The sequence below is a fragment of the Vibrio sp. ABH4_348 genome, assembly GCF_056159765.1.
Map to the genome: position 1 here is coordinate 580469 of NZ_JBSWVW010000002.1, position 12874 is coordinate 593342.

The following is a 12874-nucleotide window of genomic DNA, read 5'->3' on the forward strand; positions in this document are numbered from 1 at the left end:
TTGCTTTTATTTTCAGCAAAAAACATCCCTATTTAGTCGCTAGATAACAGGTAAGAGTTTGTCATGAAGAATATTCTGATTTTAGGTGCCACGGGACGACTGTCCTCAATCATTGTTGACTCACTATATAAGACTCCGGAAATCACGTTAAGACTTTCAAGTAGCCGAGAAGACGCAGTATCCATGCTGCAAAGCAAATATCCTCTCGCCGAATGTGTTCAAGCCGATTTTTATGATGTTGACAGCTTAACGTCAGCGTTCTCTGGTGTTGAACAAGTCCTAATCATTCCACCTGATTTTGTTATTGATGAATATCAGGTCGTTCCAAATATTGTCGAAGCGTTTCGACGAAGCGACAGCGTCAAACAAATAGTGCGTTCAATCGCGACACCAGTGGGCTTGACGCCATCAGATTTACCGGAAGAGTATTTGGCAAGTCGAGCAGGTGTCGCTTTGCATACCTTGGGAAAACATCTGCTAGATCAAACTGATTTGCCACTCACTTACGTGAATTTGCTGGCTTGGTTCACCTCAAATATCCCGTGGTTTTTTGCGGATGATGTAAAGCGGTTAAATAAGCTTAGGTTACCTGGAGTTGATATTGCACGGCCTTGGTTGGCTGATGAAGATATGGCGCAATGTTTTGTGAACATTCTAAGTGAGCAGCCTGAGCAACACCTTAACAAAGAGTACATGATCATCAGTGAAGATCGATATACATTTACCGACATAGCGGCGTTGTTGAGCCATGAACTTGGCCGTGATATCCGTTTTGTTAATACGGATGCTGGTTTAAAAGATGCAGGTCAACATGATCTGGCCAATTACATAAACATTGAAAGTCAGTTTATGAAAAACATCGATTTTGGGCCGAGAAATGATACCGAACAACTTTTGAAGCGTGCACCAATGAGCCTCGCAAGCTGGATAAAGCAAAATCGAGCACTGTTTGTGTAGGGAGTGACTTCACCAAACGAGTGAATCAAATATCACATGGGTGTTTAACGACATTGAGTCATATGGGCGCTAATGTCAATTTAGCGAAGCGCCCATTTCTTAAAAGAAGCTTTTATTCCAAAAAACGATTATTCCAGAGAGCTAAGCTCGTTTAATCAAGCAGCTATAACAACCTGGGTTTGCGTTGTGTACCTGTATATAACTCACATCGCGATTACTGAGCTGGTCTTGAATCAAAGATAAGATCTTGCTTGTCCCTTGTGCATGACCAGCAGTGACCATCTGACCTGATTCGCTATACGCTCGTAGCGACATTAACCTGGTTGTCATTACTTCTGGCAACTCATTAACCCAACGCTTTTTTCCTTTTGCATTTTCGCGAACAAAAATTGGTCCAGATGCACGATAGGCAGATTCCGTTTGGTGATAAGGGTAAGAGATTAGTAGGATACGTTCCCCTTCTTCGGCTTCCTCTAAAGAAACTCTGCAGGGGTAGCCCGGTTTGCTATCCGCAACAATCACACAAGCATGTAGTTCTGCGAGTTTTTCTTCCGGGAGAGCAAACCAATCAGCAAACTCTTGGTAATTCAGGCCTTCGACGACAAAATCAAAACTCATATTTCCTCCTTGTTGTTAAGCTTTCACTTTAACAACACAAAAGAATATGACTCGCCAAAAACGGAACTCTAATCTGTTAAATCAAGGTTGTGAAACTTAACGATATTGCTCATAGAACTCGATAAAACGGTTGGTGGGGACAGTTATTAATTGTCGAGGAGACAATTTGTGAAAGTCAGCATAATTTTTCACTAGGTTGTAGCCGACCCAATAGCCAGCATAACGAGGCATGGATTGCTGTTCAGTTGCTAGAAACAATAATTGGAAGTTGAATTCGGAAGATGTCAGTTTGTTTTTCATTGCTCTGTACAACTCTTGCCAATCATATTGTTGAACATCAACAAACATAGATGGTATCGCGCCATTAGCCAGTACTTGCTCGAAGTGGCACGCCAACCCCTCCAAAACCAACAAATCCTGCAGTTGTGATTCGGGGTGTTGCAGACTTTTCCTTACAGAATGATTGAGTTCATGGCCTAAAACTGCGAGTAACTCTTTTGAAATAACCTCGGTTAAGTCTGAACGACTAGCATCTAGAAAAACTTCGACTCTATGCCCATTCAGCCCAAAACCACCAATCCCAAACGGAGAACACTTTTCTGGCGAATAAGCACTAACCGTTACATCGATACTTCTTAGGTCGAGATGTTCAGTAATTTCGGAGAATGCACGCTCAAACTCCAGTTGTATTTGAGAATAATAGGGAGTCAGTACTGAGCGAGCGTCCAGAATGGTTAACGTGGGTTTCATATCAATCAGGTGCCAGTTGCTATGGCCAATAACCCTATACGTTTGATTGGTTTAACGCAAGGTTAAGCTGTTTGTGGTGTGAGAAGTGAAAAATCTATATTCCTGCTTACACATCACTTACAAATTGAATCACTGCACTATGCGTTTTGGTAAATAATTATTTGTGGTGAGTGAGTTTAATAAAGAGTTTTCTAGTCAATACAACAAATCAACCACAAGCAATAAAAACAGAAGCTGTTTAAATGAAGAATGTAAATAAATTCAGATTAGTATCCATAGCCCTAATTACGATTGCATTTGCCGTTTTTTTCGACGGAGCAAGTCAATTTATTGAAAGAGAAACAACGTGGTTGGAAGTAATTCGCGACTTTGGCTATTCTTTGTTTCTGATTGGCGTTTCTCTTAATCCTAGGTTCTTCTTTAGCAACATAAGAGAGCTTGTGTCAGGAAAAATGGATATGGCTGGCGTTCGTGGGCATGAGATTGGGTTGGTGTTGATTGGCTTAGGCGTGTTTGTCTGCTTTCATTTGTTTTACCTCACTTAGAATAAGAAAGTGATGTTCTTATTCAAGTAATATGGGTAGTGGTACAGTTCGTTTTTAGGACTGGCAGCTTTGACTACCTAGGAACAACCGAATCATCCTGCATTAATTTCACCATAGGTTGAAAAACCAAACCTTCGATTTCTTTGACTTCTTCCGAGATAGAAAACCCAAATTTTTCATAGGCTTTAACTGACGAAAGTGACGCGCTTACAGTAAATTGCTCGGCAGTAACATGTGGAACCACTTTCTCAAATAGTGCGTAACCTATTCCTCGCTTTTGATATGAAGGTTCAATAAACAACATGGCTAAATGTCGCCTTTCTTTTAACTCAACAATGCCGACAACTTGTTGGTCAACTTCAGCGACCAACATCAGGTTGTCTTCACTCATTCTCTTTTGAAATGCTTCAATCGCTGCGATTTTCTTAAAGGTTTCCACACCTTGCTCACTAACAGTTGCTGCAACCGACTCATGAAAAGCAGCCAAACATATTAAGCTCACGGACTTAAGGTCCTTTTCTTGAACATCTCGAATAATCATCAAGCTACCAATTCAAATTTAGCGTCACTTTAAACACTAACATGACCGGAATCGTAGGCAACTGGTTTTTTATGGGGCTTTTATAGAAAAAGAAATGGGCGTTAGTCATCTGACTTAAAAAAATGGCCGCTTATGCAGCGGCCGAGAAAGGTGTCATCTTTCGGAGTTAATGGATCCGCGAACATTTGGAGCACTTAACCCAAATTATCCGCCACCTTAAAATTAGTTGCTAATCTAGGAGTTTGCTGAGCGATTACCGCGTCTGTGACAATATTGTGCAGTCAGTCATGCAATAGCTTCTCGTTGTCTGCTTATCTGTCAGTTATTGGCAAACAAAGTCAGAGTTAAACGATAAATCAGCAACAGAGTACATTTAACACTAACTCGGCTACTGAACTATGCTGATTGTGAAAGGCTAAAAGGATAGCTTGACGACCTAATTGTTTGTAGTCTTGTTTTCCTTTCCGCTAACCTTACCCAAAAGTGCAGGCCTAACTACCTGTTGCCATCGATTTGGCGTTTTTATTCGCCGTTACTCTCACGGGCAACTAATCTTAAAACGGTAAGCTAGCTGGTAATTTCGAACTCGGAGCATAAATGGAAACCGATCTTTCCAAGTGTGAGCAATGTAGAAAACAACAACCACTCGGATTCGACTTTACAATGGCATTTCAGCCAATTGTAAATGTTAAGAGCCAATCAATTTTTGGTTACGAGGCGCTAGTCCGAGGGATAAATGACGAAGGCGCAGGAGTGATTCTTAGCCAAGTAACGGATGAAAACCGCTATCGATTTGATCAACTATGCCGTACCAAAGCGATAGCATTGGCGGCAGAATTGTCTCTATCCGGCATGTTAGGTATTAACTTTTTGCCGAATGCCGTTTATCAACCTGAGCGATGTATTCGAACCACGCTGGAGGCGGCCAAAAGGTACGACTTTCCCACTGACCGCATTATGTTTGAGTTTACTGAAGTCGAAAAAATTGACGATGCAAGTCACGTTCGAAATATCGTCGATTACTACAAAAACTTGGGTTTTGTAACGGCACTGGACGATTTTGGAGCAGGCTACTCTGGTTTGAGTTTATTAGCCGATTTTCAGACGAACATTGTCAAGCTCGACATGAACTTGATTAGGAATATCGATACACATGAAGCGCGCCAAGCGATTATGGAAGGTGTGTTAGTCATTATGAGGGAACTTAAGATACAAGTACTTGCTGAAGGGGTAGAAACACTAAGCGAGTATCGCTGGCTTCAACAAAACGGTATTGAACTGATGCAGGGCTATTTGTTTGCCAGACCAGAGAAAGAGTATTTGCCAGATGTAGATTTTAGCGTTTTAGGTAAATGAGTGTGTTCGCCAGTTATCACCGTTCTGACATTAACGTGATAATGGCTTACTGAAGTTCAGTCCAAGACTGCAGATGACATTGCATAAACTCATCGACGGCGTAGCAAATAGCCTTGGTTAACTCCTCGCCGTCGAGCTCACCGGAAATGGCAAACTTTTCAGTATCTTCAAGTATGACTTCTTCTACACCCTGAACACTTAACGCAGACTTTTGGATCGTTTGCGATAAATTGGAGGCAAATGGTTCTTCACGAATAAACTCACCCGCCGAGAAATACAATTGCCACTGAAAACCACTTAAATCGACAACTCGTTTGTCGATTAGCGCTAAGTTTACACCGAACATATCTTTATTCTCAGGCTTGACTACTCTAACCCATTCTTTGGTTATCTCATCGTCTTCGGGTTGCCCAAGCTCGACGATCACATCGTCCGGATAGGTTATTGACGCAGGCTTGCTATTAAAAATCGAACGAATCCAATTGAACATGTCGTTTCCTAAATCGAATGATCACATCAGATGTTTAAACGCAATAAAACCCGCAAATGCGACTAATGCGATGGCGAGAATGAGCTTGAACCAAAACATCCGTTTTCGACGAGCGGTTCGTTTTTGTTCGATAAAAGCCAAGACCTCTTCACGGCGCGAATCCATCTCTTGATCTATGGCCTCTGCAACATGGGGATAGGCCTTATCATCCACAAACGCTCTGGCTTCAAGTAGAGACTTTGCCGAGTATTTACTGTAGTCGGTGATCATTATTGTTCGTCCTCAGATTACACGTTTACAAACCAAGTGAGCTTATTTTATTTGTACCTACTGTTTGCTAATGAAGTTATTCATCATTGGCAGAAAATCTTCTTCGTATTCGTAGAACAAGTCATCCAGTTCGAGAAGCTGAACATGCTTGTCATCTTCGTCTCGTTCAAGTAAGCGTTGCCTCGAAATCTGTGTTTTGGGGTTTTCGCCTTCGAATGCTACGTAGATAGCTTTTTCTAGAATGGACGCGGTATGAAACGCTCCAATCTTTTCTAGCGAGTCCAGCGCTAATTGATAGTCGTCACCTGTGGTGTTGTAGAAATATTGGAAGAAACCACCATTGTTGACTTCGGCCTCTAGCCACCACACCGAGTAGATAACTTTTTCTTTTTCGGACAGCGACTTAAATCCTTCCATCTCGCATTTGTCTGCAACCGCTTCAAAACAGTCTGGGTAGATATCTAGCATAGAAAAATCCTTTACACGCTTCTTGGGGCAAACATGATGATTGCCATTCCAATCATTGCAATACTCACACCAAGAATGTCCCAGCCACTTGGTTTTATGCCATCTACCACCCATAGCCACAAAATGGCGACAAAAATATAAACACCGCCATAGGCAGCATACACTCTACCTGCCGCAGTTGGGTGAAGCGTAAGCAACCAAGCAAATAATCCCAGACAAATGGCGGCGGGTATCAATAGCCAAATCGACTTGTCTTGTTTTAGCCACAAATAGGGTAGATAACACCCTAAAATCTCGGCAATTGCAGTGAGCACAAAAAGACCCACAGTTTTTATTTCAGGCACAATTCATTACCTGCTAAGTGTATGAAAAAACATGCTCACATAAGCGGTAATAAAACTAAAGTCAGGGCGGCAAAAAGTTTGTAGTAAAACCAGAAAAAATCACGGTTAAACAGGCGGTTAATCGGTTTAGGCTTTCGCTATGTCAATGTGACCTCAAGATGTAGTTTTAGCGCGAGCTAACTGGCTTTCAGGCAAGGCATCAATTTAAAGGTATGGCTGCACTAATCGAAAATCGAGTATATGTGTCAAGAGTCGTTTCCAGTCTTACCTTTGAGGCAGCGATATTGTGGTTTTGACTTGCCAAGAGGCCGCTTTATCTTCTTTACTTACTATTATCTTTAACTTTGTCATTAGCGAGCGTGAGGAGGTGTCATGGTAAAGATGTTATCGTCTCAAGCTGAGTTTGAATCCCATCTTGTCACGCATAAAAACGGTGTGACGTGCGCTAATTACAACAACTTTTATCTGAGAACGGCTTTTCAACCTATTTATAATCGTCAGTTAAACCTCGTTGCGGTAGAAGCCTTTCTTCGAGTGACGGATGTTAACCAGGATTGGGTTAACCCAGCGGCGCTATTCGCGCCAAAAGTCCCTGATACTGATGAATATCATCATCAAGTTAATATGGACCGATTGGCCCGCGTGCTGCACTTTCGAAATTTCTCGCTTCTTCGTTCGCCCATTCAGCTGTTTGTCAATCTGTTGCCCAGTACCGCTGTGGCAAACTTACAGACATTTTACGGACAAAAGTTAATGCTGACTCGCTTAAAACAGCTAGGCATAGAAGCCAACCAGGTGGTGATAGAAGTACTTGAACACGAGGTGCCGGATGATTACGGCATTGAAGAATTACGTGCCTCAATACGTATCTCTAAAGAAAATGGCATACGTATCGCGGTTGATGACTATGGTGTAGATGGTTCGAATGAGTTTAGGGTGCAAAGCTTATTGCCTGATATTTTGAAAATCGACAGAACAATTCTAGAGCAATACATACAAGGCGATACGACAGCGCTGGTAAGAGGCATCTCGCTTGCCAATCAGATTGGCAGCCAAGTTGTGGTGGAAGGCATAGAAACGCAACAGCAGTTGCTCGCTATGATGGAACTCAATGTCCATCTATTTCAAGGCTACTATCTTGCACACCCCAAGATCGTGGATGAAACGATTAGTTCAAAAACCTACCTTAGAGACTTCGACTTAAATCAAATGAACTCAGTCGCCAAAATCAGATAGCGATTCTACTCGTGTTACGGCTAAATAATTTAGCGCCGAATGATTGCCAATAAATCCGTGCAATAGTCGTTGTTACCAGATTGGCTTATCAAGGTGGTGATTTGGCCTCTATGGTGAGTTTGGTGATTGAAAAAGTGCAGTAATACGGAAGCAAATGGCTCGACAAACTCATTCCCAACTGAGTTTTGGTATACCAAGGATTTATCAAACGACTCTGCCTCAATTGAACCAACCCAATCTATGATATCGGCATCAAGTTGGGTCCTATGGTGTTGCAGGTTATCGAGTGAATCGAAGAAATGCTCATTGATGGAGTTGGGGACGGGATAGTGCGATAGACAATGCTCCAAGTTAGTTTGAGAATTGACACCGATAAATCGACTAAGCCAAAGTAAGTCACAGGTAAACAGGTGGCTAAACGTATGAAATGCGGATCCAAAAAAGGCCCCGCGATCTTCATAAAGCATATTGTTATCCAGCTCAGATAACTGTTTGATCAGATTTGCGTTCATCCATTGATTGTATTGAGCGAGCAGTTCAAATTGCTTTTTCATGTTTTCCCCTTTGTGGCATTGCCAATCTAATCCGCTTAAAAACCCAGATTGTCTTTTTTTTGAACATATTAACTCAGTTGACAGCTAATGTAAGAGCGTACTTAGTACTTTGAAGTCGTGGTTAACAACAAAATTCTGGTTTGCAAAAAAACGAACGTTCGTGCTATAAACTAGAAAGTTATAAATACCAAAGACAGAGTTGATGGGAAAAGGCCGAGTAACCAAAGAGTTTATTCTTGAGCAAGCATTTAACTTGGCGAGTTCTGAGGGCCTCGAGAGCTTGACCATTGGCGGACTCGCCAAACACTGCTCCATGTCCAAAAGTGGTTTGTTTGCGCACTTCAACTCAAAAGAAAATCTGCAAAACTCGGTGTTGGAGTTTGCTCAGTTTACGTTTCAGCAGAGAGTGGTGACACCAGTCCGCGATCAGGAGTTTGAAACTCAGCAAGCAAAAATTCGAGAGTTGCTACAAAACTGGTTGTCTTGGAACCATTCATTTCAAGGTAGCTGTATGTTCTTGGATGCGTGGCGAGAGACTGAAGAATCTTTCGATTCTGTACAACAGCAGTTAAAGCTCACCATGCAACGCTGGGTCGATTACCTAACGTTACAAATTGAAAAAGGTAAAGAGCTGGGGGAGTTTGCTGCGGATTTAGATGCAGGCCAAGCCGTATTTGAACTGTATGGGGCCTACTTGAGCGCACATCTGTTTTACGCTTTACATGATAACAATCACAGCCAAGCTTTATTTTGGAAAAGCGTTGATGGCTTGATGGCTCGCTGGACTAACCAGTAGCGAACAAACTACTAAACAACCACGGCTATTTTTGCTTGTGGTTTTATTTTAAAGGTTAAAAGCACGACCGTACTAATTTTAATTGTCAGTAACTTCGTCAGAAAAACAATCCGCCATTAGAGCGAATCAAGGGAAAGAAAATACAATGAGTGACAAAATCTATTTCAATGCATCAAACAAGTTTAGTCTTAAGAAAAGCTTGGTTAATGTATCTACTCGTCTTCATCACCGACTTGCCCCAAAACACGCGGAAAAAATGGCGGGAAAAATCTTGATGACGCCAAATCGGATGTCGGATCGCAACGCGGTACCAACAGGGTTAAAAGAGTTTTTTGTCGATTCAAAAGAGGGACGTCTTCAAGCCTATTCGCTGGGAACTGGCCCTGTTTGGACTCTTACTCACGGTTGGTCAGGATCATCGAACCAGTTCTTTCCATTAATGGAACATATCGCCGCGCAAGGTTTTACGGCTGTCGCATACGATCATCCGGCTCACGGAAAGAGTGAGGGTTTGGTCGGCCATATCCCCGGTTTTGTTCAAGGTTTAGAAGATGTATTAGACTCTCAAACGCAGGTTGCTGGCGTAATTGCACACAGCATGGGGTCGGCGAGTGTATTGGAGTGTCGACACGAAAAACTAAAAAACATCCCAATATTGCTGATCGCACCAGTACTCAAGTATCTGGAGAATATGTTTAATAGTATCGAACGTTCAGGCTTTTCAATGCGTCTGGCCAATAAGGTCATTGACCACGTGGCCCAGCAATATCACTATCCTATCCACAGTATCGACCCTTGGAACAAGCTCAAATTACGCACCGCTACTACCCTGATAGTTCACGATGAAGAAGACCGTTTTTCTCCGTTTTCGGTATCTGAACAAGCGGCGCAAGAAAATGCTTTGGTAGAAATTATCGCTTCACAAGGGCAAGGGCACGGGCGGGTAATGACCTGCGATCAAGCCAAACTCGCCTTTGACCGACTAGCAAAAGTGAACGCGGTAAACGACGAACCATTGCGTGAAAGCGTAGTTGCATGAACGGATAATTCGATCAGATAGAGAAAGTATCGCGCACCCGAATATTGGGTGCGTTTTTGTTTTTACCGTTTTTTAGATCAACATTTATTGCACTCTCACAGTCTTAGTTCGTAGTCTCTTATCGTGCATTTAGGCCAAAGTTAAGTTATATCGGCAGAAAAATGTCTGAACATATAATTGAAAGGTATGTTGTCAACCAACTGCAGGTTGCAAGCGAAGAGGGGTGCAGGTGAGGAGTTTTATCAGGCACTTGAAGAGTTAGACCTGAATTATTACAGCTAATGATATAGTCAATAAATAGCGATTAATGTCACTGTGATTTATGAGGCAGAAGCTGCTTATTATTTAAGTAAGCGGGAATGTAATCAAAATACGGGAGTGTCCCGCAGCCTCCACATATTCACTTACTGATGTTTTTCTAATTTCTACTCGTTTATTGATAGTGCCTGAGTCATCTCAGCAGCGTTTAGCCAAGATTCATGGCTTTGTACGACCAACCACTGGTCGTCAAACTTCTTTAATACCGCTGACCAAAAGATTTGCCCTGTGTATTCCTTAATACCTTTAAATTTTAGGCGAAGCTTCACAGGCAAGGTAAATGTCACCATTTCGGCATTCAGTACCTTCACGTTCCACTCCAAAATTTCATTATGTAAATCTTCTACCGCCTCGCCTGCAGCTGCATAGGATGTTTTTAGCTCATCTAAGGTTTTGATCGCTCCGTCGCTAACAAAGAAGGCATCACTATCATTTGAGTAGTAATCTAAGCCCTGTAGGTATTTTTTATTGTTCGCCGCTTCAAATATATTGGTGACTACTGCTGAAGACTCTTTAATTATTTCTGCTGTTAGCTGCTTGTTAAGTGAATCGGTAGATTTGATGTTTGTCTCTGAGACCATGTTGAATTTCTTGAAACCTAATTAAGATTAATATGAACAAGGGTTAATATCCTGCAAGTCATTATTTGTAAAGGCGTATTTAGTGCTTAAATTTAAATTTCTGAATAATCACTTTTAAGTAACTTGGCTGGTAATTGATCCAATGAACCGTTTTATTAAAAATCTGAGCGCTCAAGGTTAAGCGTAGCGAGTAACCGGTTACCTTGTTTTTTACTTTTTGGGGAAGAGCCCGCGGCCAGCTTTACATGATAGTGATGGAGGCATAGTTTCGACCCTTGGAACAAGCTTAAATTACGCACTATGACTACCCTAATAGTTCATGATGAAGAAGACCGTTTTCTTCGTTTTCGGTATCTGAACAAGCGGCACAAGAAAATGCTTTGGTAGAGATTATCGCGCACCCGAATATTGGGTGCGTTTTTGTTTTTACAGTTTTTCACATCACAATTTATAGAACTGTCAGTGTCTTAGTTCACAGTCTTTTGATCCACAACCGTAAAGCAGTGATTTTTTTCAGGTACATAGTATCATTTGCCGCCCAAAACCCATGCGAAACAAGTAATGAGCAGGTTTAATAGACCCGCTAATCCAGTTTTGGGTACAGAGTTGTGCATACGTCATGTTGCACGGAAATGAGAGCTTGCTCAGTTTTAAGCAACAAAATACTGAGTAGCTCATTAGTGTATGCAATCCGTTGCTAATATTTTTTTATTCAATGACAAAAGCGCGTAGAAGATGAAAGAAACCTTAGTGGTGTCGGTTTCCTCGATTCACGGAACCAAACATTTTTACGTAGGCAAGTGGCTAAGAAAGTGCCTAAAAGGATTTTTGCTTGTAAGCGTAGTTGGGGCAATAACCGCTGGTAGTGCGATTTATTATCTCAAAGATGAAGTCGACTTTGCCAAGTTGCGCCAGCACGAGTTAGAAATAAAGTCCTCAAGCTTATCAGAGGAAATCAGCTCGCTTCGTTCTCTCAAAAACAGCCTTGAGAGTGATTTGTCAGATCGCGAAGACCGCATTGGAATGGTATCTGACAGACTGGGTGATTTAGAAAAGTTACTGGATTTAGAAAGTGGTTCGGAAGTGAGCCGGGAAGAGCTAGAGTCGCGTCTTGATGCGGCCGCAATCACTTCGTCGGTACGAACACAAATGTTGATTCACATACCGAGTGGTGCTCCAGTGCAAAATGCGCGAACGTCTTCTGGGTATGGCAAACGCAAACATCCCGTGTCCGGCAAAATAAAATGGCACCGTGGACAGGATTTTGCAGTCAATACCGGTACACCAGTCTATGCCCCCGCTGATGGTGTTGTGCGTGTCACTAGACCGAGCGACAAGGGCTCAGGCAACTTTCTGGAGCTGCAACATAATTACGGTTTTTCCAGCTCATACTCTCACTTAAAAGAGTTTGCAGTAAAGAGTGGTGATTTTGTCAAAAAGGGTGACTTGATCGCTTATTCAGGAAATAGCGGATTGTCATCCGGACCACATTTGCATTATGAAGTACGTTTTGTGGGTCGACCACTCGACCCTAAGCCCTTCATCAGTTGGGATTTGGATAATTTTGAAAGCATTTTCACAAACGTGAGAGGAATACGATGGGAATCTTTAGTAAACAAGGTGGAGTCAAGAGTCAGCAGTCAGCTACAACTCTCATCACAAAGGGATGCACAGTCACCGGACACTTAAAACTAGAAAGTGATATCCAAGTCGATGGGCTGGTGGAAGGTCAAGTGAATGTTGCCAAAGCGCTACTGATTTCTGAAAGTGGTCGAGTGAATGGTGAGGTTTACGCAGGTCACGTGGTAGTGAATGGTGAATTTGAGGGCACCTGTTACGCAGACCGAATCGAGATTCTGCAAAACGGCCGAGTGAGAGGCGCCATCTACACTGACAATCTAAGTATTGATCAAGGTGGCAAATTCAACGGTGAAACTCACCCAGCCAAAGAAACTACCGAAGCCGAAGAAAAAGTCACCGCTATCTCAAAAGCCTAATATCCCGAGAGGGT

The 12874-nt window shown here is 42.3% G+C and carries 17 protein-coding genes; 8 read left to right on the forward strand and 9 right to left on the reverse strand.

From position 1 onward, the window contains the following. Positions 1 to 63 precede the first annotated feature (63 nt). Complete coding sequence (locus ACXAFJ_RS16370; protein ID WP_475324892.1) at positions 64 to 957, forward strand: NmrA family NAD(P)-binding protein; 894 nt, start codon at positions 64 to 66, stop codon at positions 955 to 957. A gap of 141 nt (positions 958 to 1098) precedes the next feature. On the opposite strand, the gene ACXAFJ_RS16375 is transcribed toward ACXAFJ_RS16370, so the two are convergent. After that, positions 1099 to 1575 (reverse strand): DUF1203 domain-containing protein, encoded by a 477-nt coding sequence (locus ACXAFJ_RS16375; RefSeq protein ID WP_475324893.1) that lies wholly within the window; start codon positions 1573 to 1575, stop codon positions 1099 to 1101. A 96-nt stretch (positions 1576 to 1671) separates the two neighbouring features. After that, the gene (locus ACXAFJ_RS16380; RefSeq protein WP_475324894.1) at positions 1672 to 2325 is read right to left on the reverse strand and encodes a DUF2268 domain-containing putative Zn-dependent protease; all 654 of its coding nucleotides are present in this window, start codon (positions 2323 to 2325) and stop codon (positions 1672 to 1674) included. A gap of 242 nt (positions 2326 to 2567) precedes the next feature. Between ACXAFJ_RS16380 and ACXAFJ_RS16385 the strand changes: the two genes are divergently transcribed. Beyond that, positions 2568 to 2870: a hypothetical protein gene (locus ACXAFJ_RS16385; protein ID WP_475324896.1), complete on the forward strand. Its 303-nt coding sequence runs from the start codon at positions 2568 to 2570 to the stop codon at positions 2868 to 2870. Between the two features lie 73 nt (positions 2871 to 2943). Here ACXAFJ_RS16385 and ACXAFJ_RS16390 read toward each other — a convergent pair whose 3' ends face one another. Continuing rightward, complete coding sequence (locus ACXAFJ_RS16390; protein ID WP_475324897.1) at positions 2944 to 3372, reverse strand: GNAT family N-acetyltransferase; 429 nt, start codon at positions 3370 to 3372, stop codon at positions 2944 to 2946. A 636-nt stretch (positions 3373 to 4008) separates the two neighbouring features. Here ACXAFJ_RS16390 and ACXAFJ_RS16395 point away from each other — a divergent pair. Further along, positions 4009 to 4767: an EAL domain-containing protein gene (locus ACXAFJ_RS16395; protein ID WP_475324898.1), complete on the forward strand. Its 759-nt coding sequence runs from the start codon at positions 4009 to 4011 to the stop codon at positions 4765 to 4767. A 46-nt stretch (positions 4768 to 4813) separates the two neighbouring features. Here ACXAFJ_RS16395 and ACXAFJ_RS16400 read toward each other — a convergent pair whose 3' ends face one another. The 4 genes from ACXAFJ_RS16400 to ACXAFJ_RS16415 are packed head-to-tail and all read right to left on the reverse strand — an operon-like array spanning position 4814 to position 6339. After that, positions 4814 to 5257 (reverse strand): hypothetical protein, encoded by a 444-nt coding sequence (locus ACXAFJ_RS16400; RefSeq protein WP_475324900.1) that lies wholly within the window; start codon positions 5255 to 5257, stop codon positions 4814 to 4816. Between the two features lie 21 nt (positions 5258 to 5278). Continuing rightward, positions 5279 to 5527 (reverse strand): hypothetical protein, encoded by a 249-nt coding sequence (locus tag ACXAFJ_RS16405; protein ID WP_475324901.1) that lies wholly within the window; start codon positions 5525 to 5527, stop codon positions 5279 to 5281. Between the two features lie 57 nt (positions 5528 to 5584). Beyond that, positions 5585 to 5995 carry a DMP19 family protein gene (locus ACXAFJ_RS16410; protein ID WP_475324902.1) on the reverse strand — a complete coding sequence of 137 codons (411 nt, stop codon included), beginning with the start codon at positions 5993 to 5995 and terminating at the stop codon, positions 5585 to 5587. 11 nt (positions 5996 to 6006) lie between these two features. Then, on the reverse strand, positions 6007 to 6339 hold the full coding sequence (locus ACXAFJ_RS16415; protein WP_475324903.1) for a YnfA family protein: 333 nt from the start codon (positions 6337 to 6339) through the stop codon (positions 6007 to 6009). A 372-nt stretch (positions 6340 to 6711) separates the two neighbouring features. Between ACXAFJ_RS16415 and ACXAFJ_RS16420 the strand changes: the two genes are divergently transcribed. Next, positions 6712 to 7575 carry an EAL domain-containing protein gene (locus ACXAFJ_RS16420; protein WP_475324905.1) on the forward strand — a complete coding sequence of 288 codons (864 nt, stop codon included), beginning with the start codon at positions 6712 to 6714 and terminating at the stop codon, positions 7573 to 7575. A 29-nt stretch (positions 7576 to 7604) separates the two neighbouring features. On the opposite strand, the gene ACXAFJ_RS16425 is transcribed toward ACXAFJ_RS16420, so the two are convergent. Then, positions 7605 to 8129, reverse strand: a complete 525-nt coding sequence (locus tag ACXAFJ_RS16425) for a DinB family protein (RefSeq protein ID WP_475324906.1) — start codon at positions 8127 to 8129, stop codon at positions 7605 to 7607. Positions 8130 to 8331: 202 nt separating this feature from the next. Here ACXAFJ_RS16425 and ACXAFJ_RS16430 point away from each other — a divergent pair, with 202 nt between their 5' ends. Together ACXAFJ_RS16430 and ACXAFJ_RS16435 are read left to right on the forward strand one after the other, a co-directional pair. After that, positions 8332 to 8925 carry a TetR/AcrR family transcriptional regulator gene (locus ACXAFJ_RS16430; protein ID WP_475324908.1) on the forward strand — a complete coding sequence of 198 codons (594 nt, stop codon included), beginning with the start codon at positions 8332 to 8334 and terminating at the stop codon, positions 8923 to 8925. Positions 8926 to 9070: 145 nt separating this feature from the next. After that, entirely contained in the window at positions 9071 to 9964 is an 894-nt protein-coding gene (locus ACXAFJ_RS16435; RefSeq protein ID WP_475324909.1) for an alpha/beta hydrolase, read from the forward strand. A 425-nt stretch (positions 9965 to 10389) separates the two neighbouring features. On the opposite strand, the gene ACXAFJ_RS16440 is transcribed toward ACXAFJ_RS16435, so the two are convergent. Continuing rightward, complete coding sequence (locus ACXAFJ_RS16440) at positions 10390 to 10863, reverse strand: nuclear transport factor 2 family protein (RefSeq protein ID WP_475324910.1); 474 nt, start codon at positions 10861 to 10863, stop codon at positions 10390 to 10392. Positions 10864 to 11598: 735 nt separating this feature from the next. Between ACXAFJ_RS16440 and ACXAFJ_RS16445 the strand changes: the two genes are divergently transcribed. Both ACXAFJ_RS16445 and ACXAFJ_RS16450 read left to right on the forward strand, forming a co-directional pair. Further along, positions 11599 to 12552 carry a M23 family metallopeptidase gene (locus tag ACXAFJ_RS16445; protein WP_475324912.1) on the forward strand — a complete coding sequence of 318 codons (954 nt, stop codon included), beginning with the start codon at positions 11599 to 11601 and terminating at the stop codon, positions 12550 to 12552. A 14-nt stretch (positions 12553 to 12566) separates the two neighbouring features. Beyond that, on the forward strand, positions 12567 to 12860 hold the full coding sequence (locus ACXAFJ_RS16450; protein ID WP_475325775.1) for a bactofilin family protein: 294 nt from the start codon (positions 12567 to 12569) through the stop codon (positions 12858 to 12860). Positions 12861 to 12874 lie beyond the last annotated feature (14 nt).

Bases quoted from the DNA above. Each gene is read 5' to 3' on its own strand.
- ACXAFJ_RS16430 (WP_475324908.1), top strand. From the start codon at position 8,332: ATGGGAAAAGGCCGAGTAACCAAAGAGTTTATTCTTGAGCAAGCATTT.
- ACXAFJ_RS16400 (WP_475324900.1), bottom strand. From the start codon at position 5,257: ATGTTCAATTGGATTCGTTCGATTTTTAATAGCAAGCCTGCGTCAATA.
- ACXAFJ_RS16445 (WP_475324912.1), top strand. From the start codon at position 11,599: ATGAAAGAAACCTTAGTGGTGTCGGTTTCCTCGATTCACGGAACCAAA.
- ACXAFJ_RS16395 (WP_475324898.1), top strand. From the start codon at position 4,009: ATGGAAACCGATCTTTCCAAGTGTGAGCAATGTAGAAAACAACAACCA.
- ACXAFJ_RS16385 (WP_475324896.1), top strand. From the start codon at position 2,568: ATGAAGAATGTAAATAAATTCAGATTAGTATCCATAGCCCTAATTACG.
- ACXAFJ_RS16405 (WP_475324901.1), bottom strand. From the start codon at position 5,527: ATGATCACCGACTACAGTAAATACTCGGCAAAGTCTCTACTTGAAGCC.
- ACXAFJ_RS16410 (WP_475324902.1), bottom strand. From the start codon at position 5,995: ATGCTAGATATCTACCCAGACTGTTTTGAAGCGGTTGCAGACAAATGC.
- ACXAFJ_RS16425 (WP_475324906.1), bottom strand. From the start codon at position 8,129: ATGAAAAAGCAATTTGAACTGCTCGCTCAATACAATCAATGGATGAAC.
- ACXAFJ_RS16435 (WP_475324909.1), top strand. From the start codon at position 9,071: ATGAGTGACAAAATCTATTTCAATGCATCAAACAAGTTTAGTCTTAAG.
- ACXAFJ_RS16440 (WP_475324910.1), bottom strand. From the start codon at position 10,863: ATGGTCTCAGAGACAAACATCAAATCTACCGATTCACTTAACAAGCAG.
- ACXAFJ_RS16370 (WP_475324892.1), top strand. From the start codon at position 64: ATGAAGAATATTCTGATTTTAGGTGCCACGGGACGACTGTCCTCAATC.
- ACXAFJ_RS16375 (WP_475324893.1), bottom strand. From the start codon at position 1,575: ATGAGTTTTGATTTTGTCGTCGAAGGCCTGAATTACCAAGAGTTTGCT.
- ACXAFJ_RS16420 (WP_475324905.1), top strand. From the start codon at position 6,712: ATGGTAAAGATGTTATCGTCTCAAGCTGAGTTTGAATCCCATCTTGTC.
- ACXAFJ_RS16380 (WP_475324894.1), bottom strand. From the start codon at position 2,325: ATGAAACCCACGTTAACCATTCTGGACGCTCGCTCAGTACTGACTCCC.